Annotated in this window: 20 protein-coding genes; 6 read left to right on the top strand and 14 right to left on the bottom strand. The window is 62.8% G+C overall.

What is annotated here, in order from left to right; translation table 11 throughout:
• Positions 1-10: 10 nt before the first annotated feature.
• Both A11A3_RS01950 and A11A3_RS01945 read right to left on the bottom strand, forming a co-directional pair.
• Positions 11-1399, bottom strand: coding sequence for a succinylglutamate desuccinylase/aspartoacylase family protein (locus tag A11A3_RS01950; protein ID WP_008927580.1), 1389 nt, complete (start codon positions 1397-1399; stop codon positions 11-13).
• Positions 1400-1431: 32 nt separating this feature from the next.
• Complete coding sequence (locus tag A11A3_RS01945) at positions 1432-3312, bottom strand: ATP-binding cassette domain-containing protein (protein ID WP_008927579.1); 1881 nt, start codon at positions 3310-3312, stop codon at positions 1432-1434.
• Between the two features lie 163 nt (positions 3313-3475).
• Here A11A3_RS01945 and A11A3_RS01940 point away from each other — a divergent pair, with 163 nt between their 5' ends.
• Both A11A3_RS01940 and A11A3_RS01935 read left to right on the top strand, forming a co-directional pair.
• A complete protein-coding gene (locus A11A3_RS01940; RefSeq protein WP_008927578.1) occupies positions 3476-4600 on the top strand; it encodes a sterol desaturase family protein in 1125 nt (374 codons plus the stop codon).
• Between the two features lie 7 nt (positions 4601-4607).
• Positions 4608-5012: an SMI1/KNR4 family protein gene (locus A11A3_RS01935; protein WP_040296601.1), complete on the top strand. Its 405-nt coding sequence runs from the start codon at positions 4608-4610 to the stop codon at positions 5010-5012.
• 18 nt (positions 5013-5030) lie between these two features.
• Here the strand turns inward: A11A3_RS01935 and mscK are convergent, their stop codons facing one another.
• Together mscK and A11A3_RS01925 are read right to left on the bottom strand one after the other, a co-directional pair.
• Positions 5031-8339 (bottom strand): mechanosensitive channel MscK, encoded by a 3309-nt coding sequence (mscK, locus tag A11A3_RS01930; protein ID WP_008927576.1) that lies wholly within the window; start codon positions 8337-8339, stop codon positions 5031-5033.
• A 14-nt stretch (positions 8340-8353) separates the two neighbouring features.
• Entirely contained in the window at positions 8354-9043 is a 690-nt protein-coding gene (locus A11A3_RS01925) for a tRNA/rRNA methyltransferase (protein WP_008927575.1), read from the bottom strand.
• Positions 9044-9213: 170 nt separating this feature from the next.
• Between A11A3_RS01925 and A11A3_RS01920 the strand changes: the two genes are divergently transcribed.
• From A11A3_RS01920 to A11A3_RS01910, 3 genes are read left to right on the top strand one after another with little or no spacing between them, the layout of a single operon-like run.
• On the top strand, positions 9214-10245 hold the full coding sequence (locus tag A11A3_RS01920; protein ID WP_008927574.1) for a phospholipase C/P1 nuclease family protein: 1032 nt from the start codon (positions 9214-9216) through the stop codon (positions 10243-10245).
• A gap of 54 nt (positions 10246-10299) precedes the next feature.
• Positions 10300-11622, top strand: coding sequence for a peptidylprolyl isomerase (locus tag A11A3_RS01915; RefSeq protein ID WP_008927573.1), 1323 nt, complete (start codon positions 10300-10302; stop codon positions 11620-11622).
• Positions 11622-12236, top strand: coding sequence for a hypothetical protein (locus A11A3_RS01910; protein WP_008927572.1), 615 nt, complete (start codon positions 11622-11624; stop codon positions 12234-12236). Before A11A3_RS01915 ends, A11A3_RS01910 begins: the two co-directional genes overlap by 1 nt.
• On the opposite strand, the gene A11A3_RS01905 is transcribed toward A11A3_RS01910, so the two are convergent.
• From A11A3_RS01905 to A11A3_RS01860, 10 genes are all read right to left on the bottom strand, one after another.
• Complete coding sequence (locus tag A11A3_RS01905) at positions 12191-13147, bottom strand: PA2778 family cysteine peptidase (protein ID WP_237738810.1); 957 nt, start codon at positions 13145-13147, stop codon at positions 12191-12193. The two genes, A11A3_RS01910 and A11A3_RS01905, sit on opposite strands and share 46 nt — an antisense overlap.
• The gene (locus A11A3_RS01900) at positions 13144-13539 is read right to left on the bottom strand and encodes a PA2779 family protein (RefSeq protein ID WP_008927570.1); all 396 of its coding nucleotides are present in this window, start codon (positions 13537-13539) and stop codon (positions 13144-13146) included. Before A11A3_RS01900 ends, A11A3_RS01905 begins: the two co-directional genes overlap by 4 nt.
• A 58-nt stretch (positions 13540-13597) precedes the next feature.
• The gene (gene selD, locus A11A3_RS01895) at positions 13598-15790 is read right to left on the bottom strand and encodes a selenide, water dikinase SelD (protein ID WP_008927569.1); all 2193 of its coding nucleotides are present in this window, start codon (positions 15788-15790) and stop codon (positions 13598-13600) included.
• Positions 15787-16560, bottom strand: coding sequence for a PhzF family phenazine biosynthesis protein (locus tag A11A3_RS01890; protein WP_008927568.1), 774 nt, complete (start codon positions 16558-16560; stop codon positions 15787-15789). The genes selD and A11A3_RS01890 overlap by 4 nt, the downstream gene beginning before the upstream one ends.
• Positions 16561-16592: 32 nt before the next feature.
• Positions 16593-18083, bottom strand: coding sequence for a PhnE/PtxC family ABC transporter permease (locus tag A11A3_RS01885; RefSeq protein ID WP_237738809.1), 1491 nt, complete (start codon positions 18081-18083; stop codon positions 16593-16595).
• 11 nt (positions 18084-18094) lie between these two features.
• Complete coding sequence (locus tag A11A3_RS01880; RefSeq protein WP_008927566.1) at positions 18095-18742, bottom strand: ATP-binding cassette domain-containing protein; 648 nt, start codon at positions 18740-18742, stop codon at positions 18095-18097.
• Positions 18743-18747: 5 nt separating this feature from the next.
• Positions 18748-19614, bottom strand: coding sequence for a putative selenate ABC transporter substrate-binding protein (locus tag A11A3_RS01875; RefSeq protein WP_008927565.1), 867 nt, complete (start codon positions 19612-19614; stop codon positions 18748-18750).
• 95 nt (positions 19615-19709) lie between these two features.
• Positions 19710-20813, bottom strand: a complete 1104-nt coding sequence (gene mnmH, locus A11A3_RS01870) for a tRNA 2-selenouridine(34) synthase MnmH (protein ID WP_008927564.1) — start codon at positions 20811-20813, stop codon at positions 19710-19712.
• A 109-nt stretch (positions 20814-20922) separates the two neighbouring features.
• Entirely contained in the window at positions 20923-21795 is an 873-nt protein-coding gene (locus A11A3_RS01865; protein WP_008927563.1) for a MaoC family dehydratase, read from the bottom strand.
• 131 nt (positions 21796-21926) lie between these two features.
• On the bottom strand, positions 21927-22577 hold the full coding sequence (locus A11A3_RS01860) for a TetR family transcriptional regulator (protein ID WP_008927562.1): 651 nt from the start codon (positions 22575-22577) through the stop codon (positions 21927-21929).
• Positions 22578-22765: 188 nt separating this feature from the next.
• Here A11A3_RS01860 and A11A3_RS01855 point away from each other — a divergent pair, with 188 nt between their 5' ends.
• Complete coding sequence (locus A11A3_RS01855; RefSeq protein ID WP_008927561.1) at positions 22766-23887, top strand: ferredoxin reductase; 1122 nt, start codon at positions 22766-22768, stop codon at positions 23885-23887.
• Positions 23888-23910: the final 23 nt, after the last annotated feature.

Genomic DNA, 23910 nt, shown 5'->3' with positions numbered 1-23910 from the left:
GATGAACCAGTTATTCGCTGGTCTGTTCTTCTTTTTCCGTCAATGTGGGCGTGCTGGCGCTGGCCTGTTTACGGGGCGTTTTGTCAGCGCTTTCCGGAGTGGCCGAGGCCGGGCGCTGATCCTCTGGCGCAGGCTCGGAGGGGCGCTCCTTGTCCTCGTTGTCGGGCTCCGTTTGTGACTGTGGATCATCGCCTTTTTCGGAGCTCTGCTTGGCTTTTTCCTCGGCCTGGGCTTCCACCTCTTCCGTGCTCTTCTCTTCACCGATGCGGAAGGTGGCAAAGCCGGCATGGACCACCTGGTTGACCGCCAGGCCCAGTACCCGGCCATTGTAGGGCGCAATGATGGCGCTGCCGGTGTTGCTGATCGGGTCGGTGACGGTGCCCAGTATCTGCCCCTTTTTCACCTTGTCATTGAGTTTGACTTCGGAGAGCAGGATGCCCCCCTGGGCAGCGCGTACCCACTTGGATTCGTAGAAGACCGGTTGCGGTGCGCCCCAGAAATGGCTGGCCTTGCGCATGTCCAGGTTTTCCAGCAGCGTTTCGATGGCCTGCACGCCGTAGCTGACGGCTTTTTCTTCCAGGCGGTTGGGGCCGCCGGCTTCCATGGTCACGGCGATGATGCCATCGTTGACGGCGGCATCGCGCAGCATGCCACTGACCCCGGGGCTGTGCAGCACGGTGATGCCGCCAAAGTGTTTGGCAAAGGCCACCACATCCGGGTTTTCCAGGTCCGCGCGCAGCTGTGGCAGGTTGACCCGTTTCTGGGACCCGGTATGCAGGTCCACCAGGTAATCGCAGTGCTGGATGATGTTGTGGAACAGGGAATAGGCCACCCGTGAGGCGGCGCTGCCGTTCTTGTTGCCGGGGAAGTAACGGTTCAGGTCACGGCGGTCACTCAGATAGCGGCTGCCATTGCGAAAACCGTCCAGGTTAACGATGGGAACGCCCACCACGGTGCCGGCCAGCCCTTCCGGTTCCAGTTCGTACATGAGCCGGCGAACCATCTCGATGCCGTTCAGCTCGTCACCGTGAACCGCCGCGGTCAGACATAGCTGGGGGCCGGGTTTACTACCGTGGGCGACCAGTATCGGCACCGGCGTGGCAATGGAGGCAAAGGATTGGTCCGGGGTCCAGTGCAGGGTGGCAAAGGTACCCGGTTCCACCGTCTCGCCAAGCAGGAACAGGGCCTTGCGCGGTTCGCTGGTGGTGGAATCCGGCGGCGCCTTGCCGGTCTCGGTGACCTCTTCATTGGGCGCCTTGATGTGCGGCGGCTTGGGTTTGGCCGGGGCGTTCTCTTCCTGCTGGCGCTCCAGGGCGCGTTCTTCATCTTCCAGTTCGGTGGCCCAGCCGGGCAGGGCAATCAGCAGGGCCAGGGTAATCAGGGAAAGACGTTTCAGCACGGTCACTCCTTGTCGCCCCGGCCTGACCGGGGCTAGTTGTCCAGTTCGTCCCAGCGGCGGTAGGCTGCGTCCAGCGTGGTCTGCAGTTCCTGTTGCTGTGACTGCAGTGCGGTAATGTCGCTGGCATCGCCCTTGTAGAGGGCCGGGTCGGCCAGCTTCAGCTGTACTGCTTCCAGCTCGCCTTCCAGCTGCTCGATACGTTCGGGCAGCTGCTCCAGCTCGCGCTGGTCCTTGTACGACAGTTTCTTGCGTTTGGCCGGTGGTTCGGCCTTGGCGGCCGCTGTCACCGGCTTGGCCGCTTTGACGGTTTTTTCCGCCACGGGTTCCGGACGTTGGCGCAACCAGTCCTGGTAACCGCCCACATAGCTGTTGAGTGTACCCTGCTCGAATACCAGGGTGGAGGTGACCACGTTATCAATGAATTCCCGGTCATGGCTGACCAAAAGCAGGGTGCCCTGGTAGTTCATCAGCTGTTCTTCCAGCAGTTCCAGGGTTTCCGCGTCCAGGTCGTTGGTGGGTTCGTCCAGCACCAGCAGATTGAAGGGTTTGGTGAACAGCTTGGCCAGCAGCAGGCGGTTACGCTCGCCACCGGACAGGGACTTCACCGGTTGGCGTACCCGGCCCGGGTCGAACAGGAAATCCTGCAGGTAGCCGATCACGTGCTTGTTCTGGCCATTGAGGGTGATCACATCGGAGCCTTCGGCCACGTTGTCGATCACGCTCTTTTCCTCATCCAGGGTATCGCGCAGCTGGTCAAAATAGGCGACTTGCAACTGGGTGCCCAGTTTGACGTTGCCACTGTCCGGTGCCAGCCGGCCCAGCAACAGCCGAATCAGGGTGGATTTGCCGCAGCCGTTGGGGCCCAGGATACCGATCCGGTCGCCGCGCATCAGGGTGGTGGAAAAGTCGTGCACAATGCGCTTGTCGCCGATCGCATAGCTTATGTGCTCGGCTTCCACCACGATCTTGCCGGAGTTGTCGCCGCTCTGAATGGTCAGACTGGCGGTGCCGGTGCGGTTGCGACGCTGGGCGAATTCCTCGCGCATCGCTTTCAAGGCACGCACGCGCCCTTCGTTGCGGGTACGCCGGGCCTTGATGCCCTGGCGAATCCACTTTTCTTCCTGGCTGAGCTTTTTGTCGAACTCGGCGTTGGCTTTTTCCTCCGCGTCCAGGGCCGCCTGTTTGCCACTGAGGTATTTCTCGTAGCTGCCCGGCCAGCTGGTCAGTTTGCCGCGGTCGAGTTCGATGATGCGGGTGGCCAGCGCACGGATGAAGGCCCGGTCATGGGAGATGAATACCAGGGTGGCGCCGAAGCTTTTGAGGAACTCTTCCAGCCACTGGATGGAATCCATGTCCAGGTGGTTGGTGGGCTCGTCCAGCAGCAGGATATCCGGCTCCTGTACCAGTGAGCGGGCCAACAGGACCCGACGTTTCATGCCGCCGGACAGCCCGGCAAAGGGCTGGTCGCCATCCAGGTTCAGTTTTGACAGCACCGTCTCCACCCGCTGGGAGAGCTGCCAGGCGCCACGGGCCTCGATCTCGCCGGTGAGTTGCTCAAAGCGGGCGAGAATGCGCTCATTGCCATCGGCAAGCTGGTGACTCAGTTGCGCATGTTCGCTGAGCAACGCGCCATGCTCACCCAGCCCCTGGGCCACCATATGATGCACGCTGTGTTCCTGATCATCGGGGACCTCCTGCTCCAGCCGGGCCACGGTCAGCCCCTGGGGCTTTTCGATCTGGCCGTCGTCGGCCTGGATCTCGCCGGCCAGTACCTTCATCAAGGTGGACTTGCCGGCGCCGTTACGGCCGATCAGACACAGGCGTTCGCCGCTGTCGATGGCCAGGTTGACGTGATCCAGCAGGGGTTTGTCACCGTAACTGAGTTGAATCTCTCGAAGGGTAATTAATGGCATACTGCGCGGGGGCCTCGGATGGACGCCGGTTAACAGGAAATACGGGGTCTCGGGTCGGCGCTGAGCCGGCCCCGAATTGAACGGCAAGTGTAGCAGCTTGTTACCGCGGCTGTACTGGCTTTCAGCCGGGGGTATGCAAGGATTAAGGGGGGAGGTAACAACCATGACGGACTATCTGCGCGAGCGTTTCGAAGAGGTGGATCTGACACCGGGGCAGGGCAAGATCACCGCCACCGTGTCCATTGGGCTGGGCTTGCTGGCGGTACTGGCCAGTTTCTGTTTTCTCTACCCGGGCCTGTTCACGACACCGGAATTTCGCGGTTTCTATGACGCCGGCATCCTGCGTGGCGTGCTGTTTGCCGGTATTGGCGTGGGGTTTGTCTGCGGCTTTGTCAGTGTCTTTCGCCATGCGGACCGGCGCTATGGGCTGGCAGGCATGGTGCTGGCCTGCATGGCAGCCCTGATCGGTTCCGGGCGGCTGGAGGTGTCGCCGGTGGACGGGCGCAGCCTGTATGCCGGGCTCGACTATTTCGTGCTTACCTTGCTGGTGCTGGCATTGGTGTTCATTCCCATGGAGCGCGCCTACCCCAAGGACCCGGCGCAGAAGACTCTGCGCAAGGGCTGGATCACGGACATGAAATATTTCCTGTTCAGCCATGTGGGGCTGCAGTTGATCAGTTTCTTCACCGTGATTCCCATCCAGGTATTCCTGCACGACAAGGTTCATGTGGGCTTTCAGCAGGCCATTGCCGCGCAACCCCTATGGTTGCAGTTCATCGAGATATTGCTGGTGGTGGATTTCGCCAGTTACTGGATTCACCGTGCCTTCCATGAAGTACCCTGGCTGTGGAAATTTCATGCGGTGCATCACTCCAGCGAACAGATGGACTGGCTGGCGTCGTCACGGCTGCACCTGGTGGAAATCGTCGCCAACCGGTTTGCCGGTTACCTGCCGATCTTCTTTTTGGGTTTTGCGCCGTCGGCGGTGTATGCCTACCTGGTATTCGTGTCCTTCCATGCCATTTTCATTCATGCCAATGTGCGTTTTCGCTTTCCCGGCGTGCGCTGGCTGATTGCCACGCCGGAATTCCATCACTGGCATCACTCGTCCGAGGACGAGGCGGTGGACCGGAATTACGCGGCTTTCCTGCCATTCTATGACAAAGTCTTTGGTACCCTGTTCATGCCGGACCGGCTGGCGGCCCGCTATGGAACCCGAGCCAGTACCCGGGTCCCGGAAGGGGTGGTGAAACAGTTCTGGTTCCCGTTCCGGCGTTCATCCTCGTGAGGGTTTTATGGAAGATGTAATTGCAATGCTTCGTGAACGTCACCAGCCATCGCTGGTGGCTCTGGAGCTGCCGGATGACGACCGGCTGGTGGAAATCGAGGAAGAGTTGCTGATCCCGTTGCCCGGTGACTACAAGGAATTTCTGCTCACCGTCAGTGATGTGATCTGCGGCAGCCTGGAGCCAGCCACGGTGACCGACCCCCATGCCCATACCTACCTGCCGGAGCTGGCCGCCGAGGCCTGGGACCAGGGGCTGCCCCGTTACCTGATCCCCCTGTGCTGGAGCGGCCAGGACCTGTATGCCGTCAGTCAGGATGGTCAGGTGCTGCTGTGGAGTGCCGAGACCGGTGTTGATGAGGAGGGCTTCGGGTCCATCTGGCAATGGGCCCGGGATGTCTGGCTGGAAAGCTGACCGCCCGGGCCCCACCGGTCAGTGGTTCTGATCTTCACCGTCTTTGGGCGGTTTCGGCTTTTTGTCCTCGATACACAGCTCGTCACCGCTATGGTGGCGGATGTGCACATCCAGCTGGCTGAAGGCAATTTCCACGCCCTGTTCCCGGCACAGTGTATCGATATGACGGTTCAGTTCGTCGGTGGCCACCAGCCGGTCGCCGATATCGTTCACATGCACGCGCAGTTCGTGGTCCAGGGTGCTGGCGCCAAAGCCCATGAAAAACACCAACGGTTCCGGGTCGCGTAGCACCAGGCGATGATCGCGGGCCGCCTTGAGCATGATGTCGCGACACTTCTGCAGATCCGAGCCGTAGGCAAAGCCGATCTTGAGCACGATCCGCGTCACGGTATCCGACAGCGACCAGTTGATCAGCCGTTCGGTCACGAACACCTTGTTGGGCACAATGATTTCCTTGCGGTCGAAATCAATGATGGTGGTGGCGCGGATGCGAATGCGGCTGACCGTGCCATCCAGATTGCCGATGGTGATTACATCGCCGATGCGGATGGGCCGTTCGAACAGGATGATGATGCCGGAAATGAAGTTGGCGAAGATTTCCTGCAGGCCAAAACCCAGGCCGACGCCCAGAGCGGCCACCAGCCATTGCAGTTTGTCCCAGCTTAACCCCAGGGTGCCCAGCGCAATCATCAGGCCAGTGGCGACGATCACGTAGGAGAGCAGGGTGCGGGTGGCATAACTGGTGCCCTGGCGTAGCTCGAAACGCGACAGCACAAGCACTTCCAGCAGACCGGGCAGGTTGCTGGCCAGCAGGAAGGTGATGATGCCCACGATCAGCGAGCCGATCACATCGCCCAGACTGATGGGCACATAGCCACTGGTGGCGCCACTGCCCTCAGTGGTCTGCCAGAGCACGATATTCTCGGTATAGGAGAAGGCGTGCAGGATATCCGCCCATACCCAATAGAGCAGCAGGCCGATGCCGGCGGCCAGCGCCAGGCGGATCAGCCGCAATGACTGCTGGTTGACCTGACGTAGGTCCATTTGTGGCTCTTCCACTTCCACCGCTTCCGAGGCGCTGTTGTCCTTGCTCTCGGCCTGCCGCTGGGCCACGGCACGGCGGTAGGCTAGCCGCTGGGCCGCCACTGCCAGACCGCGCACGGCACTGGCATCAAGCACGATCCACAGCATCAGCAAATAGAAACTGTCGATGGTACGCCCGGTCAGCCGCACGGCGGTGTAGTAGTAACCGATGCCGATCAGTACCACCAGCACCAGAGGGGCCGCCGCGAACAGGGTGTTGACCAGATAGCGTATGGCCTTGTTGCCATGGCTGCGGGTATAGGTGCGGGCGGCGCTGGGCAGGGTGATGCTGATCACCAGCAGACAGGCGAGCATCACCAGCAGACCAATGCGATCATTGCTGAGCTGCGCGGGCCACTGTTCGCCGAAGGCGATGATGCACGCCATGGGCACGATGGCAACGCCGGTAATCATCAACCGCCGGCGCAGGATCAGATTGGAGGCCTCGTCCCAGCGGAAGTGGCGCTGGGCAATCCCCCGCGGACTGAGCAAGCGGTAAGCGAGCTCCACTACGATCCAGAGCAGGGCGATCTTGGTCAGTGCCGCGCCGAACACGGTGGCCAGCTGGCCGGGTTGCAGCCACAGACCCAGGCCCAGCATGGCCAGTACCGCCGGGCCTGGAGCGGCGGTCAGGGCCAGCAGGGCAATGGAGCCGGGCGTGTGGCCCTGGCTGTCGCGGCGCAAGAAACCCACATCCTGGTTCAGGACCTTGATGCGCCGGCGAATCTTGCCACGCAGCAGCAACAGCACCGCGGCCGGCAGTAGTGCCACCAGTAGCCAGTACCATTTTGTTCGCAGCAGTCGTGTGGCCCCTTCCACCAGATCCTGCCAGGGAATGTTCTGCACCTGATCGACGATCTGGCCGGGGAGCTGGGCGATCCAGGAGAACGTGATGGGCTGGGTGCTGGGCATCCAGAAAGTCTGTTCGGAAATGGTATTGTGCAGGTTTTCGGCAATGTCACGCAGCTGTTTCTGGTTGAGCTGGGTGCGCACCAGGATGGTCAGTTTGCGGCCCAGTTCCTGGTCCAGCTGGCTGTAAAGCTCCAGGCGATCACCGCGCAGCAGTGACAGGGTTTTGATCAGCTCTTTATCCAGTGGCTTGCCGTCCTTGCCGGTGTCCGGCACGTCGCGGGCGGCCAGTTCCTGGCGTTGCTGGTTGATGTCGAACTGCTTGAGTCGGGTGTCGGAGATTTCCTTGTCCAGCTCGTTGCTGACCGGTACCTGGGGCAGACTTTTCTGTTGTTCATAAAGAACCCGTGACAGCAGCAGGCTGCCGTCGAGCATGTCGATCTGGTCCTTCACCGTGCTTGCCAGACTGCGGGCCTTGTCCAGCTGGGTCTTGGTATCAATGGCATCGCGCAACAGCTCGCTGACATCGTTGTTGATCTTGCTGAGAGATTCGCGCAGCTTCTGGTTGACCGCCAGCTCTTCCTGGATGCGGGGGTTGTCGCTGAGCGAGGCGGGCAGGGTCTGACCGGACTGTTTTTCCTGGGCCGCCAGCTGGTTGGCCCGGCGCTGGTTGATCAGTGGCTCCAGCGCGTTGAGGCGTTTCTCGATCAGCTTTTCCTGATCTTCCAGGTAGCGTTTCTGCAGCCGCGCCACGTCCTGCTTCTTGCCGGACACCGCAAGCTCCTGGTTGCGCAGATCGATGCGCGTCTGCAGGGCGTTCAGTTCCGTGTTCAGGCGTTGCTGCTTTTCCTGGCCGATGGCGTCATCCGCGCCGCTCACGTTCAATTCGCTGCGAATATCCGCCATACGATTGAGGGCATGGCTGATATCGGTCTGGGCGTGTTCCGGCAACGTCTGCTCGTGGGTCAGCTGGCTGTTCACATCCGCCAGTTTGCTCTGGTTTTGTTCCAGTGCATCCAGCTGATCGATCAGTTCTTCAACCAGTTTTTGCAGGGACAGATCCTGATAACGTTGTTGCCAGTCCACATCCAGTTGCTGATCGGTGTCTTCCAGGTCGCGATTGAGGCGGGCGAGATTCACCGGGGTTTTCTCGGCATCCTGCTTGAGCGACTTGATCTGCTTGTTGTTATCGTCGATTTCCTGGCGGAATTTGAGTGCCTGCTCCAGCTCCTGCTGTTTTTCATCCTGGTTGCCGGTGGCGTCCTTGCTTTGCTGGTTGTCACTGATCTGCTTTTCCAGATCGCTGATGCCCGGCAGCCCGAAGGTCTGCGCCCAACCGGACAGGGGCAAAGCCAGCAACAGCAGAATGAAAACCCAACCGCGGCGTTGATCCATAACCTTGTGTTCCTTCATTGATTCGAGTGGAGCTTATCAAGCTGTTGCAAACGGCGCAGTAACTGACGCACCAGCCCCAGTTCCCGCTGATTGGCCAGCGGCAGCAACTCGCTGACCCATTGCGCCAGATTATCCTGAGCATCGATATTGAGTATCGCCAGGCCTTCATCCAGAGCCTGACGCGCCCGCGCATAGGTCTCGCCGCTGACCTGGCCGCTGGCGGTGCTGGCGGGCAGGGTCTTGCGTAGTTCCCAGGCGTAGACCATGACCGCCTGGGCCAGGTTCAGCGACGGTTGCGGGTGGGCCAGCGGGATGCGGCTGGCCAGGTCGCACAGGGCGACTTCGTCACCGGTCAGGCCACTGGATTCGCGACCGAAGACGATGGCAGCCCGCTCCACCTCGGCGTGCTTGTCGGCCAGCAGGGCCGCGCACTGGTCCGCATCCACGTAGCGGTCCTTTTGCAGGCGCCGGCGGGCAGTGCAGGCAATGCTCAGATCCACATCAGTCAGGGCCTGGGCCAGGTCAGTAAAATGCTGCGCGCCGCTGACCAGCTCACTGCTCTGGTGGGCCACCCAGTGGGCGGCGTCCAGGTCACCGGCGTTGACCAGCCGCAGGCTATCAAACCCCATGGTCTTGATGGCGCGGGCGGCGGCGCCCACGTTCTCGGCCCGGGCCGGCTCCACCAGCACAAATACGATGTCCACGTTCTGTCATTCCCCGCCGTCACTCTGGAAGCCGCCATTGTAAACGCCCCGACGGCGCTGTCAGAAAATGTCCATTTTCTGTCCGGCCAGGTCCTAGGGCTGCATCGGCGGATTGGTTATTGTTTGCGCAATAACAACAATTCATTTCATAACGACAAGAGGGGATCATCATGAAAGCGTTGTTCGCACTGGGCCTGCTTGCGGCCACCATCATTTCTGCACCGGCCTATGCCTTCCAGCAGGTCACCCACAAGCGTATCGCCATGGATGCGGTGCAATACATGCAGGACCACCCGGATACCACCGAATACAACCGTCTCAAGGCCTGGGTCAATGCCGCCGGCTATACCATGGCCCAGTTCTCCGAGGTGCTGGGGCAGGGCGCCTATGACGTGGATGACTTCCAGGATACCTTCCTGTGTGGCGCCGTGACCGGCGACTGTGTCTATGCACCGGTGTTCAACGCCGGCGCCTCGCTGGTCAACTACACCTCCTACTGGCACTTCCAGAACCACACCCGCGGGCCGGACGTGCACGGTAACGACCTGGGCGGTTACAACTATGACCTGCTGACCGTATGGGGCGACATCGACAACCTGGCCGCCACCTGGCTGGTGGGCGACTACATGGACGATGGCAACGGTGGCATGACCGGTTGGTGTTTCTGGAGCTGTGCCGATGACAGCGAGTACAACACCTACAGCATCACCGAAGCCAACTATCGCCAGGGCAGCACGTCCAGTAAATCCATGTACGATGATTTCGAGGAAATGCCTTTCCAGCCCGTCGATAACCTGGGCGAGTACTGGTACCAGCAGTTCCTGGCCAATCCCACCGCCCAGACACTGGGCTATGTGATGCACACCACCGATCTGCTGCAGCCGCACCACGTGTGGACCACTTCCGCCCTGAATCACAGTGGCTGGGAGTCCTGGGTGGCCGATTACTACGACAGCGAGAATCTTAACGATGACACCCTGGTCACCCAGGCACTGGCCGATTACACACCGCTGGCGGCGTCCGCCACGGATATTCGCCCGCTGTTGACCCAGGGCGGTGATATCGCCTACGCCAATGGCGGCATCGTGCTGTCCAGCACCGACCAGGCCGACCGGGTACAGGTGGCACGGGTCGTGGTGCCCCATGCCATTGCCATGGTGGTTCTGCTGCTGGATCACGCGGCCTTGCAGGTCAATCCCTGATAACCCGCTTACAGGGGCCGGTGCTGCACAGGGCGCCGGCCCGCAGGAGGACACATGAAAAGAATCTTGCCCCTGTTGATGGTGTTGCTGCTGGCGGCCGCGGCCGTGGTGGTCTGGCATGAATGGCCGCTGCCCGGTGACGTGGCCGCACGGGTCAATGGTGAGGATATCCCGCTGGCGGCGCTGGACGTGTTTGTGGCGGCCAGCCAGGTCCGCCACCCCGAGGCCACCCGGGAAAGCGTGCTCAAGGGGCTGGTGGAAAACCGGCTGCTGGCGTCGGTGCAGACGGCGGCAGCGGACAGCCCGTCGGAGCAGACGCCGCGGGTAGGTTATGACCGCCAGACCCGTTTCGAGCAGCAGCGTTTCAAGCTGGTGCGTACCGCCTTCTCGCGACAGATCAAGGCTGCCGTAGAGCGCAGTGGGGTGACCGATGTGACCGGCTACCTGAGCGCTCCGCTGGCCCTGGATGAAAACGCCCTGGCGCCGATGTTGAGCCTGCAGCAACAGATATACGCGGAACTGACCCCCGAGCAGCAGGACCGGGCCCGTGACTATGTGCTGGCCCGCTACCGTTTTGCCCCGGATCAGCCGGAGCAGACCCTGACCCTGTGGGATCTCTATCGCCGCCAGAATGTGCAACTCAAGGTGCAGATGCAGAACCTCAACCTGGGCTTCATCCGCGAAGCCGTACGCCAGTATCTGGCCACCGCCTATGTGTTGTACTGGTTCGAGCATGAATCGGGGCTGGATGCGCCCAGCCGCCAGGCGGTGGACCGCTGTGTGGCCGATGCCATGGCCCGTGAAGCGCTGCTGGAACAGATGGGCCTGCACCACGACATGCATGACGACAATCCCGCGCTGCGTAACATGGTGAGCCAGGTCACCGCCCCGGAGATCGCGGCCTACTATCAGGCCCACAAGGACGAGTTCATCCACGTGCAGCGGGTCCATGCCCGCCATATTCGCCTGGACAGCCAACAACAGGCAGACCGGGTTTACGCCGACATCCAGCAGGGCCTGAGCTTTGATGAGGCCCTGCAGCGCTACTCGGTGGCCGACGACCGCCGGCAGGGCGGCGAGCTGGGCTGGATTGACCGTGACAGTCGCCTGGGGCACTGGACCCTGGCACTGGCCTTTGTGCAGCCGGCCAATCAGGTCTCACGACCGTTCCGCAGCCCGGATGGTCAGGGCCCGGTATATTGGGAGATCCTGCTGGTGGACCAGCGTGATACCGCCTACCAGCCGGTGGACAGTGAAGCGGTCCGTTATCGGGCCGGTCGAGCCGTGGCCCATGAAAAACTGCTGGATCAATTCCGCACCCTGCTGGCCGATACCACCGACCAGGCCCGGGTGCGCATTCATCATGAGGTGCTCTGATGCGAGTGCTGTTATTGCTGGCCTGTGTGGTGCTGGTGGCGGGGCTGACGGTGATCCTGGGGTTGCCAGTCAGCGGACCGGTCTCCGAAGATGCGGCGCAACCGGTCGCACCGCCGGCGCAAACCGCCACTGCAGCGGCGCCTGACAGCGCGTCTTCCGGCTCGGTGATTGGTGAACGCCAGCGCCCGGCTACTGAGGCCGAGCCATCAGCGCCGGCTACGCCAGTACCTTCCCCGGCGGCGGTGGCGGCCCTGCGCGAGGGCATGGCCCATGGTGATCCGCGTACGCCGCCGATCGTGCGCCAGAGCCACCTGCGCGAGCCGCCCACCGAGGCGGAACTGGCTGACCCCGAGCTCTATCAGCAGTACGAGTTGCGTCAGAAACAGCAGGTTTATGCCTTCTTTGTGGAGGCCGCCGGCGAGAAGATCCGGGTGCTGGAGGGGTTGATCGCCCGTGGCAAACGAGAGGGCATTGACCCGCAACAGCTGGCGGAAGGCGAGCACAAACTGGCCCGGCTGCGTGAACAGCGTGATCAACTGATCGAGCAGCATCCGGAACTGGCACCGGATCAGCCGGCGGGCGACGAGGCGCAGGCCGACGCCGGGTCGGACTGACCGAGAATCTCGGCCATGCTGTCGGCAATGGCCGCGTCATCCGGTGCCAACCGCCGAGCCTGGCAGATGCTGTCCCGGGCCGCTTGCAGCTGACCCGCCTGATTGTAGGCGTAGGCCAGGTTGTTCCAGGCGGCGGCCAGATCCGGGGCCTTTTCGGTGGCCTTTTCAAAGGCGGTGGTGGCGCGGGCGTAATGGCCCGCGGCCCACAGGGCATTGCCCTGACCGAACCACAGCTGGCCACTGTCAGGGAAGGCCCGCACGGCGGCAGGCCAGAAATCGGCACTGTTGGGGAGCGGAGTAATGGCCTGGAACAGCCCATCCGCCGTGGCGCTGGCGGGCAGCTGGCCGGGGGCCACCAGGGTGAACCCCCACAGGTCCGCCCGGGCCCAGGTGCGGATAAACCGGTTCCAGTGGCTGACGGTGTTGCGGTGAGTGCCACTATGCAGCACCACCCGTTCGCCGCCCTGGCGATAACCGGTGACCACGGCAAAGTGCCACTGGGGCAGGCTGCGCAGGGCCAGATTCTGCAGAATCAGCACCGGCCGGCCCTGTTGCAGCTCGCGAAACAGGGCATCCGGCGTATCCACCGGGTAGGCCATCAGGCCACGGGCGCGGGCGGCGGCTTCCAACTCGATGCCCAGGCTGCCCTTGCGCTCGGGCAGCCACACCTCTGGCACCAGCTGCTCCGCGGTCACCGGCCTGTCGGCCCACTGCAGCATCATGGCCAGGGCCGCGGGCCCGCACTGATATTTCTCCTGGGCCACAAAGGGTACCTTGAGTTGCTGTTCGGGACGGGCGTTGGCGCGATCCGGGGGCGGGAAACTCTGGCAGGCGCTGAGCAGCAGGATGCCGCCCAGCGTGGCCAGCAGGCGGGCCCACCGGTTGGCGGGCCCGTGCAAGGTTGTGATCACTGACTGCCCAGTGAATGAATGGCCGGGAAGACGTTGGTGGCACCGAGCAGATCCAGCAGTACCAGAATCAGAATCACGGCGAGGATCACACCTACCACGCCCTGGCCGGCGGGCAGGTCATCGGCCTTGTCTGCCAGCTGCTGAAGTTCCTGGTCGGACAGGTGGCTCAGACGCGATTGCACCTGATCCTTGCTGACACCATAGTCGCTGAGCACGCTGGCGGCGGCTTTCTGATCCATCAGGCGCATGACTCTGGCTTCCATGTCCGCCCGCTGTTGCTGGGCCAGTACCGTGTCATTCTGGATCATGGCGGCCTGGGCGGCCGGCACCATTATCAGCTGGGAAAGCATCAGGGCGGCGGTGGTCAGCAGTGCCGTGAGCGACTTTTTCATGGTTGGGTCTCCTTATCGATAAAAGGGCGATGGAAGGAATCGCAATTACCTTAAGCGCTTAACGCAGAAGAATCGGTGAATCCGGCCTGTTTTTTACAACAACTTTACCCACTTTCTTGGCAAAAACCCCTTTTTGTGCAAGCACTTGCAGTGCCTGATCCGCCTGTTCCGCAGCCAGGGCGGCAAGCAGCCCGCCACAGGTTTGCGGATCACAGCCGGCCAACAGTGTCGGCGTGTCGTCGGTGCCCGGGTAATCGTAGTGGGTCAGCAGCGCGGCATTGGCCGGATGCAAGGTGCTACGCACTCCCTTTGCCAGCAGGGCCTCGGTGCCCGGCAGCAAGGGCAGGTCCTGCAGGTTCAGCTCGGCAATGACACCGCTCTGCTGACAGATTTCGTGCAAGTGTCCAAACAGGCCGAAGCCGGTCACATCGGTGCAGGCGGAAGGCTGGAAAGGGATCAGGGCATCGCGGGCCAGGGCGTTGCTTTGCAGCATGCTGTCGAGGGTGGCATCCAACCAGGGGCCGCGAGCCAGGCCATGCATCAGGCTGGCCAGCTGAATACCGGTGCCCAGTGGCTTGGTAAGGATCAGTACATCACCGGGGCGGGCACCGGTTTTTTGCCAGAGCGTGCCGTCAGCGGCGCGGCCATTGACGGTGAAACCGGCGGCCAGCTGCGGGCCTTCAATGGTATGTCCGCCCACCAGGGTGCAGCCGGCCCGGTTCAGCTCGAACACGGCGCCGGCCATCAGGCGTTGCAGGTCTCGCCGTTGCAGGCGTGGGTGCAGCCAGGGCAGGCAGACATTGGCCAGGGCGGAGTGCGGGCTGGCATTCATGGCATAGAGATCACTGAGGCTGTGCAGTACCGCCAGTCGGCCGAACAGGTGGGGCTCGTCGATGAAGGCGGGAAAGTAATCCAGGCTCTGCACCAGTGTCTGCCCGGCGGGCCAGCGTATCACCGCGGCGTCCTCTGCCTGCGCCACGCCGGCTTCGATGCCTTCGTTGATTTGCGGTTGCAGGTCCGCCAGGGCCTCGCTCAGGGCCTCACTGCCGACCTTGGCGCCGCAGCCGGCGCAATGCATGGTGGCCGGTGCTGCCGTCGCAGAGGGTGCCGGCATGGCCATGCGGGGCAGCTGTCGGTGGAATTTATCCATGAAGGCCCGGTCGATGCGATCTTTCCAGCGCCACACCCAGCCGCCGTTGGCCACCAGCGCGGTGCCCCGACTGGCCACGGCCACCTTGTCGCCGGCAGACAGCAATGACAGGAAGCGCCGCTGGGGGCGGTAGCGGCGCAGTGGCCGGCCGCCAATCGCCGCGCGCAGATTGGCGGCCAGAGTGGCGGCCTGGCGTACCGCGAAGACGCCGGCCTTGGGCAGTGGTGCAGGAAAGGCCGCGCAGTCACCGGCGGCAAAGATATGCTCATCGCCGACGCTCTGCAGGGTGTCATGGACTCGCAGAAAGCCTCGCTCATCGCAGGGCAGGCCACTGGCTGCCAGCCAGGGCAGACCCCGAACGCCGGTGCACCAGAGCACGAAATCCGTTGGCACTGGCTGACCGTCCGCCCGTAGCTGCCCTTGCTCGTCGGTGGTGACGCGCACCCCCTCATGCAGGCTGACCCGGTGGCGTTGCAGGTGGGCGGCCATGTGCCGGCGGGCCCGTGCCGGGTAGCCGGGCAGTAGCCCGGCGCCGGTGTAGAGACTCAGTTGTGCCTCCTGCTGGCGGTGGGCCAGGGCGGTGGCCATGGCCAACACCATTTCGGTGCCGCCGGCGCCGCCACCGACCACCGCCAGGCGGGAGGGGCCGGGGCGCGCGCTCATGTCTTTCAGCAGCTGTTGCCAGCGTTGATAAAAACTGGCTACGGGTTTCACCGGAATCAGTGATGACGGCCCACCGTGCGGGGCATCCGGGATGGCGCCCACGTCCAGGCTCATCCAGTCATAGTCCAGCGTGGTGCCGTCATCGAGGGTCACCCGGTGGCGGGTCGGGTCCAGGGCAGTAACGCTGGCGCGGACAAAGCGGCACCCACAGGTCTGGCACAGGCGGCGCAGGTCGATGTGGGTGTCTTCCAGGGAGTAGTGCCCGGCCACCAGGCCCGGCAGCATGCCTGAGTAGGCGGTCAGGCTGTCCGGTGAGATCAGTGTCAGGCGCACACCGGCAATCGGCTTCATGGCCAGCATGCGCAGGATCAGGGCGTGGCTGTGGCCGCCACCGACCAGCAGCAGGTCGCGCTCGGCACCGTTGTCGGGATTCTTCACAGCAGCAGGTCACCGCGCAGATAACAGCGTGCCTGACCTTCCAGCTGCACACGGTCGCCTTCCAGGGCGCAGAACAGCTCCCCGCCGCGGGCCGATACCTGGCGGGCGTGCAGACGGGTCTTGTCCAGTCGTTCGGCCCAGTAGGGCACCAGGGTGCAGTGGGCGGAACCGGTGACCGGGTCTTCCGGCACGCCCTTGGCGGGGGCAAAGAAGCGGCTGACAAAGTCGCAGTCACTGCCCGGCGCGGACAACATCACCGCGAAGGTGTCCAGTGCCGCGATGGCGTCGAAGTCGGGCTGGAAGTCTCGCACCACGTCTTCATCGTCCACTACCACCAGGGTGTCGCGGGCCTGGCGCACTTCGCGTATGGCAATACCCAGCGCCTGTTCGTAGCGATCCACGTCATTTTCCGGGTGGCCGGGACGGGCGGGGAAGTCCATGGCCAGCCCACGGGCGGAGCGTTGAACGTATAGCGCGCCGGAGGCGGTCTGGAAACGGATGCGCTCGCCGGCAAAACCCAGTTCATGAAAGACCACCCAGGCGGCGGCCAGGGTGGCATGGCCACACAGATCCACTTCCACTGTGGGGGTGAACCAGCGCAGCGCGAAGCCCTGTTCGTCGGGCACCAGAAAGGCGGTTTCCGACAGGTTGTTCTCCCCGGCGATCTGTTGCAGCAGACGGTCATCGAGCCAGTGATCCAGAGGGACCACGGCGGCCGGGTTGCCGCCGAACAGGCGGTCGGTAAAGGCATCGACCTGATAGAGTTTCATGATTCGCTGTGCCTGTTTGCCAGTGAATTTCGCTAACCGCCGCTGCCCGCCGGCAACGGGACTGCCCCGTCACCGCGCAGGCGCTGGCGCAGATGCCGCGACAGGGCATCCACCGCCAGATTCAACGCTACCGTGGCGATGATCAATACCAGGGTGCGATCAAAGCGGAATTCCGCCACGCTGGAATCAATATAAAAGCCCAGCGTATGAATGCCCAGAATCCCCAGCACGGCAGTTTCGCGCATGATGATTTCCCAGCGATAGAGCAGAAAGGCCAGCAGGTTGGGGCTGATGCGTGGCAGCACCTCATAGCTGTAACGGTCGAGCCCGGTGGGGGCGTCGTCGCGCAGGGTCAGCTGTTCGCTGAAGCGCCCGGTGAGGTGGGCGACGATGGCGCCGGTATGCAGACTGAGCGCCAGAATGCCCGGCAGCATGGACGGCCCCAGCACGATCAGGAAAAAGAACGCCAGGAAAAACTCCGGTGTGGTGCGCAGCACCACCAGCAAGCCGTGGCCGGCCAGTCGACTGGCCCGGTTGCCGAACAGCGGTGAGTGCAGTGGAAACAGTAGCAGGGCCAGCACACCGGTGAGTAGCAGGGCGGCCATGCCCAGTACCAGTGTCTGCCAGATGCCCGGCCAGAGTTGCTGTTGGGCAAGCATGCCGAACCAGTCCCACAGCCCGGCCAGTCCGTGGCCTTCGCGCAGCGGCGCGGGCACCAGATCATGGCTGACAAAACGCACCAGGGTCTGCCAGTTGCCGGAGTAGACCGGCGGTGCCCAGAGTACGGCCGCCAGCAGATAAAGCGGTAACACTACCGGGCGCAGCCACCCGCGCAGGGTGAAAATGAGGATGAAAAACACGTACAGCAGGGCGGCGCCCTGGTCGTAATAGCCCTCGTTGAAGGCGCTTTCCAGGTGGAAGCCAATGGTCGGCAGGCCGATGAAGCCAAGGATGGCCGAGGCACGCAGGGCGCATTCCAGCCGGTAGCTGGCGTAGGCCTTGCAGCTGGCCCAGATCAGCGGCAATCGGGCAAAGAAAAAGCGGCTCAGGCTGTCACTGCCGGCGGGCAGTGCCCGTTCCGGTTGCGGGTCCGCTTCTTCGAGAAATTCGCCGAAGACCTTGGCAAAGATACCGGTGTAGGGAATGGCAATGGCCAGCACGCCGGTGACGGTGCTAAGACCCGCCAGCTGCAAGAGTAGCAGGCCCCAGAACAGCTCGTGCACCGCCCGGATGGCGGCGGCAAAGCCGCGTATGGCACGGTGTTGCCAGAGCATGGCCAGCACAAAGCCTCCCACGGCCCCCAGCGCGGTGCCCTGCAGGGCAAAGGCCAGGGTATTGGCCAGTGCCTGGCCCAGCTGTTCGGTGGCAAAAAAGTCCGGTGCCAGAAAGCCCTTGGCGACCCGTAACAGTTCCGCCCCCGGCGAAGCGCGGGCGATATCCAGATCCGCGCATAACCAGGCGATCAGGCCGAGCAGGGCCAGGAAACCGGTGGTCCGTCGCCAGCGGGCGGCGGTGGTGTTCACGGCCCGGCCTGTCATTGATAGAGCGCGTCCAGGTCGCCCAGGGTCAGCTCGGCGGCGCGGGCGTCCAGCACGATGCGGCCCTCGCGGATGCCGATAAGGCGTTGGCAGCATTGCAGGGCCAGGGCCCGGTCGTGCATGGCGATGACCGCCGTGGGGTGTTGATCCAGCACCTGGCGGGTGAGCGCCAGTGCCTGGTGCTCGTCCACGTTGGAGACCGGTTCATCAGCCAGCAACACGGGGCGCTGGCAGTAGATCGCCCGACCCAGGGCGGTGCGCTGGGCCTGGCCGCCGGACAGTTGATCGATGCTGGTGAACAGTTTGTCGGTCAGGCCCAGCTGCTCCGCCACCAGGCCTACCGCATGGCGCTGTGCCCGGCTGGGGTGTATCAGGTTACGCAGGTTGGTCCAGCGTGAATGACGTGCCAGTGAGCCCATGTAGATGTTGTGAAAGACACTGAGCATGGGCACCAGTGCCCCCTGTTGCGGACACCAGGCGCACAGGCCCGGTTGCTGGCGACGCAGGGCCGCCAGCAGGGTGGACTTGCCGGCCCCGGACGGGCCCAGCAGGGCCACCTGCTCACCGTCGTCGATGCGCAGACTCAGGCGCTCGAACACCGCCGGCCCCTGGTGGGCCAGGCGGGCGTTCTCGAACACGAACATGGCTGTCAGTCCAGCAGGCCGATGGCGGTGGCGGTTTTCTCGATCGGTTGGTAGTCATCGTTGCTGGCCGGTACGAACTGACTGCGCGGGAACACATCCAGCAGTTTCCGGTCATGCAGGTTGATCAGGGCATCGGTGACCTGGGCACTGAATCCTTTGCCAAAGCGCTTGTCCACGTCGCCACGCAGTGTCCAGTGGTAATCCGGGTAGGTGGGTGTTTCCCAGATCACGCGTACCTTGCTGGTGTCGATCTTGCCTTCCTTCAGTTCCCGGTCCCAGACCGCATAGTTGACCGCGCCAGTGGCGTAGGCACCGCTTTGCACCAGCGCAATGGTACGGCTGTGGTCACCACTGAAGCCGACCTTGTCGAACAGGGCGTCGGGGGCCTGGCCGAAACGCTGACGCAGGTAGAATTCCGGCATCAGGCGCCCGGAGGTGCTGCCCTTGGACCCGAAGGTAAACGAAGGTTGCTCGACAAAGGCATCCGGCAGGGTATCGCTGCGGGTGAGGCCGGTGCTGGTGTTGGCAATGAAATAGCTCTTGAAGGCCGTATCTTCCTGGCCCTGGGCGATGGCCTGGGAGCCGGGCACCAGACGACGGGCCTGAACGCCGGACAGGCCGCCGAACCAGGCCATCTGCACTTCATTGTTGCGGAAGGCGGTGATGGCGGCGGCATAGGATTTCACCGGTACGTATTTCACCGGCACGCCCAGCTTTTCTTCCAGGTAATCAGCAATGCCGCCAAAACGTTTGACCAACTGGGTTTCATCCTGATCGGGGATGGCGGTGAAGGTGAAGGTGTCGGTTTTCTGCTGGCCGCAGGCCACCAGCAACAGGGCCGCCGCCGCTGTCAGCAAGGTTTTCAGACGCATTGTTGTCTCCGTTCAATGGGGAGTCATACCGGGCTTGTTTGATGCCGGCTTCCGCAGGCCCGGCCAGATGCGGAAACGGGGTAATTATAAGAGGTTCAGTGTTCGATTGCCCTGTTGTCACGCAACCAGGCCAGCACGTCATCACGGTTACCCTGGAACAGCACCGTGCCCTGGCGATGCTGCAGCATGTAGTCGTACATGGGATCGTAGTAATCGCGCAGCAATGGCAGGATCCACTGGCGGTGGCCATCCACCTGGCCGCTGCGTTGTTGCTCGGCCAGGGCCTGTTCCAACCGGGCGCGCAGTGCCTGATGGCGGGCACCGCCCAGCCGGCGGCGTATACGGTCGAGGGCATCGAGCAAGGCGTCCCCGAGCCGCTGCTGAGCCTGTTGCTCGCCGTAGACCGCTGCATATTCCTGGCGCGGGCCGATGACATAGTCTTCCAGTGTGGTCTGCACCCGGGCATCCAGGGTTTCCTCGATGATCACCCGGGGGGATTGTTTGATCTTGTCCTGTAACGGGAAGGGCACATGGCAGCGGCCGATCAGTTTGCTCTCGTCTTCCACAATCACCGCCGAGGGCGTGTGCTGGCGGAGTTTGAGCAAGGCCACGGACAGGGCATTCTCGAAATCGATCTGGCCCGGCTGGCCGCCCGGTCGCCGGCCAAAGGCGGAACCACGGTGGTGGGCCAGGCCCTCCAGGTCCACGCTGTTATCCAGCTGCTCAATGACGCGGGTCTTGGCGCAGCCGGTACGCCCACACAGCACCTGCCAGGGCAGGGCAGCGATGCTCTGCTCAAGGCTTTCCAGCAGAAAGCGGCGCATGGCCTTGTAGCCGCCCTGCACCAGGGGGGCATCCACACCGCTTTCGCGCAACCAGGCCTGGGTGGTCTGGCTGCGCAGGCCACCGCGGAAGCAGTACAGGTAGCCGTGAGGGTTGGCCTGCCACCATGCCTGCCAGGCTTGCATGCGTTGTTCGCGGACCTCGCCGCACACCAGGGCATTACCCAGATCAATGGCCGCTTGTTGGCCGTGCTGCTTGTAGCAGATGCCGATACGGTGGCGTTCGTCGTCGTTGATCAGGGGCAGGTTGGTGGCGTTGGGGAAGGCGCCCTTGGTGAATTCCACCGGGGCACGCACGTCCATCAGGGGCGTGTCGTCCAGGAACAGGGAAAGGTAATGCCGGCTATCGTCTCGCATGGGAAGCGAGTGTAATTCAGCGGCGGTGGTGGTGCTACAGGCGGGCAGTGGGCAAAGCGCCAGGGCGGCAGAGACCGGTTGGCCGCTGCCGCCCTGGTGATCCCCGGCGTTATTCGCCCAGGGTCCGGATCTGGCCGGCCAGGTGCGGCTTGATGCCGTCCTTGGCCAGCAGGCGGAAGTCGCTGCCGCCGTCGGTCGGCTTGTTCTCGAACTTGACGGTGGCGGGCACGAACATGGGCAGCTTGAACTGCACATCCACGCTGAAGGCTTCCGCAGGCAGCTGGCTTTGCAGCTCGGCCAGGCAGCGGGCCTTGGACCACATGCCATGGGCGATCTGGCGCTTGAAGCCGAACAGTTTGGCGGACAGCGGATACAGGTGAATCGGGTTACGGTCACCGGATACGGCGCCGTAGCGACGGCCGATATCGCCGGGAACCTTCCATTCTACGGTATCGGTGGCCGGCTCGGGCTTGGGCGCTTCCTTCTTCTTGCCCTTGCTGCCACCACCGCTGCGGAAGAAGTTCACCGATTCGCTTTCCCAGACGCGCTCGCCGCCGGTGCTGATGCTGGTGAAAATGGAGAACTCGTAGCCCTTGTCCACCTTGGTCAGGTTGCCCAGGTAGCACTTGATGTTGAGCTGTTCGCGCTCGGCGATGGGGCGATACTGGGTGATGCTGTTGCGCACATGCACCAGGCCCATGGCCGGGAACGGGAAATCGTTTTCCAGGATCAGCGCCATATGCAGCGGGAAGGCATGCATGTGCGGGTAGGTCACCGGCAGTTTGCCATCAGCGGCGAAGCCGCACACCTTGCGGTAGGCCGCCAGATGCTTGGCGTCCAGGCCCACATCGTTCAGGCGCAGGCCCACTTCCGGCAGGGTCGGGTTGTTGCCGGGTTTGACGTTGGCACGCAGCACGGCCTTGGCAAAGTTCACTACCATCGGCGGGGCATTGCGCAGCTCGCGGAATTTCACCTCACTCATTACTCGATCCTTGTCCGTCCGGAATTCTGCGGTTGGGAAACCGTTTGTGCAGGCAGTATAGAGCAGCGGTACAGCCGCGCTATTGGCCGTACCGACGGGAAGGTGTTGCCTTTAAACAAAGGCGTGGAAGGCTAGCGACTGGCCTTGTTGGAGCGCCACATGCCGACCCCGAAGTAGATCAGGCGCAGTTGCTTTTCGGCGGTGATCAGCACGTCACGCTGGCCGGTCAGGTCTTCTTCTTCCAGTTCCAGCATTTCCTGGGTGAGGGCGGTGACATTGTTGACCACCAGAGCGGCCATCATCTGCAGGTCTTCGGCATTGATCTGGTTGAGAAACGGGAAGCGCGCCATGTCCATGGCCAGCTCACTGGTGAACAGGCGGATCTCACGGCGGATGGCACTGCGCATGGTGGGCGTGCCACCGTACAGTTCCTTGGCCACAAACAGGAAGTGGGCACGGTTGTCGCGCACATAGTTGAAGTAGATCTCCATGGAACCACGGATCATGCGCTCGGTGGGCAGCTCTTCCTGACGGACCTGGCGCATCATCTGGCGCAGGGATCGGAATGACTCATCCAGCAGTGTCAGGCCCAGAGCACTCATGTCCGGGAAGTGCCGGTAAAAGGCCGTGGGCACGACGCCGGCCTTCTTGGTGACCTCACGCAGACTCAACGACGAAAACGGGCCTTTCTTTATCACCAGATCCAGCGCGGCCTCCATCAGGGCCTCACGGGTCTGGCCGCGTTTTGGGCGACGCGATTTGCTGGCGGTGTCTTTGCTCATGGGCGGGCTTCTTCCAAATGACGCTGCAAATTCTCCTTGTCTTGGGCTTGTGATGCAAATGCACCGCTATCTGGATATATAACTTATTGATATAAAAGGCCAATAAATATTTTTGTGAACAGGTGTTGACTGGGAATGGGTGGCTATGAATAATGCGTACAACTGTTCACATCAGGGGAGAGACTCCCATGCAGCAGACACAAACACAAGCATCCCGTTTTCACTCCGGCGTTCAGCGCGTACTGCGCTCGCGGGTCGCCCAGGTACTGAGCTACCCCCATGGCGTCGACCGCTATCTGGAAGTGATGAACCCGATGTGGTCCACCGGGGAAGTCCGTGCCCGGGTGGAGCAGGTACAACACCTGACCGCCGACAGCGTCACTCTGACCCTGCGGCCCAATCAGCACTGGCAGGGTTTTATCCCCGGCCAGTTTGTCCAGCTGACCGTGGAAATCGACGGCGTGCGTCATACCCGTTGTTACTCCCCGGCCAACTCCGTACATAACGGCGACGGCACCATCGAGCTGACCGCCAAGGCCCATGCCAACGGCTTTGTTTCCCGCTACCTGCGTGAGCAGATGCAGGCCGGCCAGGTGGTGAGTCTGTCCCAGTCCGGGGGCGAATTTGCCCTGCCGGCCAACCGTCCGGAGCGGGTACTGCTGATCAGTGGCGGCAGCGGCATCACCCCGGTGATGGCCATGCTGCGCACCCTCTGTGACGAGGGCCACAGTGGCAAGATCACCTTTCTGCACTATGCCAACCGTGCCGAAGACATGATCTATGCCGACGAGCTGGCCGAGATCGCTGCCCGTCACGACAACGTGGAGCTGGTGCGCTGCTTCAACGGTGGTGACACCGCCGGCGAACTGTCCGGGCTTTTCTGCCGCGAGCACCTGCTTGAGGCCGTGCCTGACTACGCTGACGCGGACACCTTCCTGTGTGGTCCGCCGCCGATGATGGCCGCCGTGGAAGCCCTGTGGGATGAAGAGGGGCTCGACCACCGGCTCAACAAGGAACACTTCACCCTGGCCGCCCCCCAGGTGGACAGCGACAGCGCCGAAGGCGAGGTGCGCTTCGCACGCAGCGAGACGCTGGTGACCAACAATGGCGCCAACCTGCTGGAGCAGGCGGAAGCTGCCGGCCTCAAGCCGGAATCCGGCTGTCGCATGGGCATTTGCTACAGCTGCACCTGCCGCAAGACCAGTGGCCAGGTCCGTGACCTGCGCACCGGCAAGGTCAGCAGTGGCGACGAACAGGACATTCAACTCTGCGTCAGCGTGCCCGTGGGTACCGTGACGCTGGATATCTGAATCAGGAAGGCCAAGGAGAGACA

Source organism: Alcanivorax hongdengensis A-11-3, from assembly GCF_000300995.1.
In the GTDB taxonomy this organism is placed as follows: Bacteria; Pseudomonadota; Gammaproteobacteria; order Pseudomonadales; family Alcanivoracaceae; genus Alcanivorax; species Alcanivorax hongdengensis.
This window is presented reverse-complemented; position numbering and strand designations above follow the sequence as displayed.